The sequence below is a fragment of the Nocardioides secundeburneus genome (assembly GCF_039939255.1).
Lineage (GTDB): Bacteria > Actinomycetota > Actinomycetes > Propionibacteriales > Nocardioidaceae > Nocardioides.
The window spans coordinates 1-5,629 of the sequence record NZ_JBDUUE010000014.1; the positions used below are offsets into that span (position 1 = coordinate 1).

The 5,629-nt window shown below is 56.3% G+C and carries 3 rRNA genes; all 3 read left to right on the top strand.

What is annotated here, in order from left to right:
- Positions 1-138 precede the first annotated feature (138 nt).
- Positions 139-1,673: ribosomal RNA gene (locus ABFT23_RS22550) — 16S ribosomal RNA — on the top strand.
- A gap of 497 nt (positions 1,674-2,170) precedes the next feature.
- Positions 2,171-5,344: ribosomal RNA gene (locus ABFT23_RS22555) — 23S ribosomal RNA — on the top strand.
- Between the two features lie 161 nt (positions 5,345-5,505).
- Positions 5,506-5,622: ribosomal RNA gene (rrf, locus tag ABFT23_RS22560) — 5S ribosomal RNA — on the top strand.
- The 16S, 23S and 5S rRNA genes sit together here, the layout of an rRNA operon.
- Positions 5,623-5,629: the final 7 nt, after the last annotated feature.

The window sequence follows — 5,629 nt, forward strand, 5'->3', positions numbered from 1 at the left end:
AGCGCCTGATGTTTGAGAACTCAACAGTGTGTCATAGTCGACGGATTAGTTTGTATGCCTGTCTGTTTCTTTGATGGGTAAAGTTTTTTCGACAATGATTCTGGCGATAGCTAGTGATCGTTTGTTGGGAGCAAGTTTTCTACGGAGAGTTTGATCCTGGCTCAGGACGAACGCTGGCGGCGTGCTTAACACATGCAAGTCGAGCGGTAAGGCCCTTTCGGGGGTACACGAGCGGCGAACGGGTGAGTAACACGTGAGTAATCTGCCCTTCACTCTGGGATAAGCACTCGAAAGGGTGTCTAATACCGGATACGACGCACTCTCGCATGGGATGTGTGTGGAAACTTTTGTGGGTGGGGGATGTGCTCGCGGCCTATCAGCTTGTTGGTGGGGTAATGGCCTACCAAGGCTTTGACGGGTAGCCGGCCTGAGAGGGTGACCGGCCACACTGGGACTGAGACACGGCCCAGACTCCTACGGGAGGCAGCAGTGGGGAATATTGGACAATGGGCGGAAGCCTGATCCAGCAACGCCGCGTGAGGGATGACGGCCTTCGGGTTGTAAACCTCTTTCAGTATCGACGAAGCGCCCGTGTGGGTGGTGACGGTAGGTACAGAAGAAGCACCGGCCAACTACGTGCCAGCAGCCGCGGTAATACGTAGGGTGCGAGCGTTGTCCGGAATTATTGGGCGTAAAGGGCTCGTAGGCGGTTTGTTGCGTCGGGAGTGAAAACACTGGGCTTAACCGAGTGCTTGCTTTCGATACGGGCAGACTTGAGGCATTGAGGGGAGAACGGAATTCCTGGTGTAGCGGTGAAATGCGCAGATATCAGGAGGAACACCGGTGGCGAAGGCGGTTCTCTGGCAATGTTCTGACGCTGAGGAGCGAAAGTGTGGGGAGCGAACAGGATTAGATACCCTGGTAGTCCACACCGTAAACGTTGGGCGCTAGGTGTGGGGCCTATTCCATGGGTTCCGTGCCGTAGCTAACGCATTAAGCGCCCCGCCTGGGGAGTACGGCCGCAAGGCTAAAACTCAAAGGAATTGACGGGGGCCCGCACAAGCGGCGGAGCATGCGGATTAATTCGATGCAACGCGAAGAACCTTACCTGGGTTTGACATACATCCTGCCGCTCCAGAGATGGGGCTTCTTTTGGGGGTGTACAGGTGGTGCATGGCTGTCGTCAGCTCGTGTCGTGAGATGTTGGGTTAAGTCCCGCAACGAGCGCAACCCTCGTCCTATGTTGCCAGCACGCCTTCGGGTGGTGGGGACTCATAGGAGACTGCCGGGGTCAACTCGGAGGAAGGTGGGGATGACGTCAAGTCATCATGCCCCTTATGTCCAGGGCTTCACGCATGCTACAATGGCCGGTACAAAGGGCTGCGATCCCGTGAGGGGGAGCGAATCCCAAAAAGCCGGTCTCAGTTCGGATTGGGGTCTGCAACTCGACCCCATGAAGTCGGAGTCGCTAGTAATCGCAGATCAGCAACGCTGCGGTGAATACGTTCCCGGGCCTTGTACACACCGCCCGTCACGTCACGAAAGTCGGCAACACCCGAAGCCAGTGGCCTAACCACCTTGTGTGGGGGGAGCTGTCGAAGGTGGGGCTGGCGATTGGGACGAAGTCGTAACAAGGTAGCCGTACCGGAAGGTGCGGCTGGATCACCTCCTTTCTAAGGAGCACACATCCCGCGCCTGAGGCGAATGTTCTCAGGGCATATGGTGGTGTTCGGATAGTGGAACCGTCGATGAATAGCTCTTCGTTGAAGGGTGCTGGCAGCTAGTACTACGTGTGGTCTCACAGTTTCTGTGGGGTTGGGCGTGTGGAAGGTTGGTGGTGTCTGGATGGTGGGGTGTTGGCACACTGTTGGGCCCTGAGGCATCAGGCCCAGCTTCCACTGACAAGTGGGGGTATGGCTGGTTGGTTTCGTGGTGTTTGTGAAGTTGATAGTGGACGCGAGCATCAGCCCGCACAGTGATCCGGTTCTGGATTGTCGTCAGTTTGTTTGGTGATGGTTTCGGGGTTGGGTTGGTGGTGTGGGTTGTGCGATATGTAGTGTTTTGTGTCTTTGTTGTATTGCTGAGAGTGATTGTTTGATGCTCGATGAGTGGCACCGCGCTTGGATGTTGTTTGTTTGGGTGGTGTGTGTTGTTTGTTGGGTGTTTGTATTGGCAAGCGATAGAGGGCACATGGTGGATGCCTTGGCATCAAGAGCCGATGAAGGACGTTGGAGCCTGCGATAAGCCCTGGGGAGTTGGCAACCGAGCTGTGATCCGGGGATGTCCGAATGGGGAAACCTGGCTGGAGTCATGTCCAGTCACCTGCGCCTGAATGAAATAGGGTGTAGGGGGGAACGCGGGGAAGTGAAACATCTCAGTACCCGTAGGAAGAGAAAACAACAGTGATTCCGAGAGTAGTGGCGAGCGAAATCGGATGAGGCTAAACCGTCTTCGTGTGATACCCGGCAGGGGTTGCGGGGGCGGGGTTGTGGGAGCGTTCGTCTATCGTCTGCCGGCGGTGGGGACAGTAAGAAAACACGTGTGAAGTTGAAGTCCGTTGGAAAGCGGCACCGTAGAGGGTGATAGTCCCGTAGGTGTAGGTGCGTGTCTGTCTGTGATGTTTCCCAAGTAACACGCCACCCCTGAAATGGTGTGTGAATCTGGCGGGACCACCCGTTAAGCCTAAATACTTCTTGATGACCGATAGCGGACTAGTACCGTGAGGGAAAGGTGAAAAGTACCCCTGGCGGGGAGTGAAATAGTACCTGAAACCGTGTGCCTACAATCCGTCAGAGCCCGGCCAGCCACCAGCCATGGTGGTCGTGGGGGTGATGGCGTGCCTTTTGAAGAATGAGCCTGCGAGTTTGCGGTGTGTTGCGAGGTTAACCCGTGTGGGGTAGCCGTAGCGAAAGCGAGTCCTAATAGGGCGTAGGCCCGGCTTGTCCGGTGTCCGTAGTAGCGCGCTCAAGACCCGAAGCGGAGTGATCTATCCATGGGCAGGTTGAAGCGTGGGTAAGACCGCGTGGAGGACCGAACCCACTTAGGTTGAAAACTGAGGGGATGACCTGTGGATAGGGGTGAAAGGCCAATCAAACTCCGTGATAGCTGGTTCTCCCCGAAATGCATTTAGGTGCAGCGTTGTGTGTTTCTTGCCGGAGGTAGAGCACTGGATAGCCGATGGGCCCGACCAGGTTACTGACGTTAGCCAAACTCCGAATGCCGGTAAGTGAGAGCGCAGCAGTGAGACTGCGGGGGATAAGCTCCGTAGTCGAGAGGGAAACAGCCCAGACCATCAGCTAAGGCCCCTAAGCGGCGGCTAAGTGGAAAAGGATGTGGAGTCGCAGTGACAACCAGGAGGTTGGCTTGGAAGCAGCCACCCTTGAAAGAGTGCGTAATAGCTCACTGGTCAAGTGATTCCGCGCCGACAATGTAGCGGGGCTCAAGCCGCCCGCCGAAGCTATGGCACTCACACCAGGTTAGATCCTGGCTCCGCCACTGGGTGGTGGGGTGTGTGGGTGGGTAGGGGAGCGTCGTGTCGCGGGTGAAGCTGCCGAGTGATCGAGTGGTGGATGCGACACGAGTGAGAATGCAGGCATGAGTAGCGAATCACGGGTGAGAAACCCGTGCGCCGATTGATCAAGGGTTCCAGGGTCAAGCTAATCTGCCCTGGGTAAGTCGGGACCTAAGGCGAGGCCGACAGGCGTAGTCGATGGACAACGGGTTGATATTCCCGTACCGGCAATGTAGCGCCCATGACGAGGCCGGTGATGCTAACCACCCGAAGCCACACTTACCGATTCCTTCGGGATGAGGGGGTGTGGGGGAGCGTGGGATCCGATCCGGTAGTAGTCAAGCGATGGGGTGACGCAGGAAGGCAGCCCAGCCCGGGCGATGGTTGTCCCGGGGTAAGCGTGTAGGGCGGGATCTAGGCAAATCCGGATCCCTGACTTTGATGTCGAGCTTGAGACGTGATGCCGAGCCAATTGTGGTGAAGTGGGTGATCCTATGCTGTCGAGAAAAACCTCTAGCGAGCTATGCGCCGCCCGTACCCCAAACCGACTCAGGTGATCAGGTAGAGAATACCGAGGCGATCGAGTGAACCATGGTTAAGGAACTCGGCAAAATGCCCCCGTAACTTCGGGAGAAGGGGGACCCGAACCGTCAACACCTTTACGGTGGGTAGCGGGGAGGGTCGCAGAGACCAGGCCCAAGCGACTGTTTACTAAAAACACAGGTCCGTGCGAAGTTGTAAGACGATGTATACGGACTGACTCCTGCCCGGTGCTGGAAGGTTAAGAGGACTCGTTAGCCCATTCGTGGGTGAAGCGGAGAATTTAAGCCCCAGTAAACGGCGGTGGTAACTATAACCATCCTAAGGTAGCGAAATTCCTTGTCGGGTAAGTTCCGACCTGCACGAATGGAGTAACGACTTGGGCGCTGTCTCAACCATGGACTCGGCGAAATTGCACTACGAGTAAAGATGCTCGTTACGCGCGGCAGGACGGAAAGACCCCGGGACCTTTACTATAGTTTGGTATTGGTGTTTGGTTCGGCTTGTGTAGGATAGGTGGGAGACTGTGAAGCCATGACGCCAGTTATGGTGGAGTCATCGTTGAAATACCACTCTGGTCGTACTAGATGTCTAACCTAGGTCCATGATCTGGATCAGGGACAGTGCCTGATGGGTAGTTTAACTGGGGCGGTTGCCTCCTAAAATGTAACGGAGGCGCTCAAAGGTTCCCTCAGCCTGGTTGGCAATCAGGTGGCGAGTGTAAGTGCACAAGGGAGCTTGACTGTGAGACAGACATGTCGAGCAGGGACGAAAGTCGGAACTAGTGATCTGGCCACGGCATGTGGAAGCGTGGTCACTCAACGGATAAAAGGTACCCCGGGGATAACAGGCTGATCTTCCCCAAGAGTCCATATCGACGGGATGGTTTGGCACCTCGATGTCGGCTCGTCGCATCCTGGGGCTGGAGTAGGTCCCAAGGGTTGGGCTGTTCGCCCATTAAAGCGGCACGCGAGCTGGGTTTAGAACGTCGTGAGACAGTTCGGTCCCTATCCGCCGCGCGCGTTGGAAACTTGAGAAAGGCTGTCCCTAGTACGAGAGGACCGGGATGGACGAACCTCTGGTGTGCCAGTTGTCCCGCCAGGGGCACGGCTGGTTGGCTACGTTCGGAAGTGATAACCGCTGAATGCATCTAAGCGGGAAGCACGTTTCAAGATGAGGTTTCCCACCCATTCGATGGGTTAAGGCCCCCTACAGACCATGGGGTTGATAGGCCGGAGGTGTACAGCAGTAATGCCTAGCCGACCGGTACTAATAGGCCGAGGGCTTGCCATACAAACCCTCAACAAACAACACACACAGCACACAAGACAGCATCCATGTACAGCGGTACATGTCCTGCATATCGTGCCCGCGTCCACTACGACAACACGCTTGCGTGTCCACCCCCACACCCCGGTACACGGGTCTGGCGCGGGTAGACATGCATATAGAGTTACGGCGGCCATAGCGACAGGGAAACACCCGGTCCCATACCGAACCCGGAAGTTAAGCCTGCCAGCGCCGATGGTACTGCAACCGAGAGGCTGTGGGAGAGTAGGACGCCGCCGGACAAACATT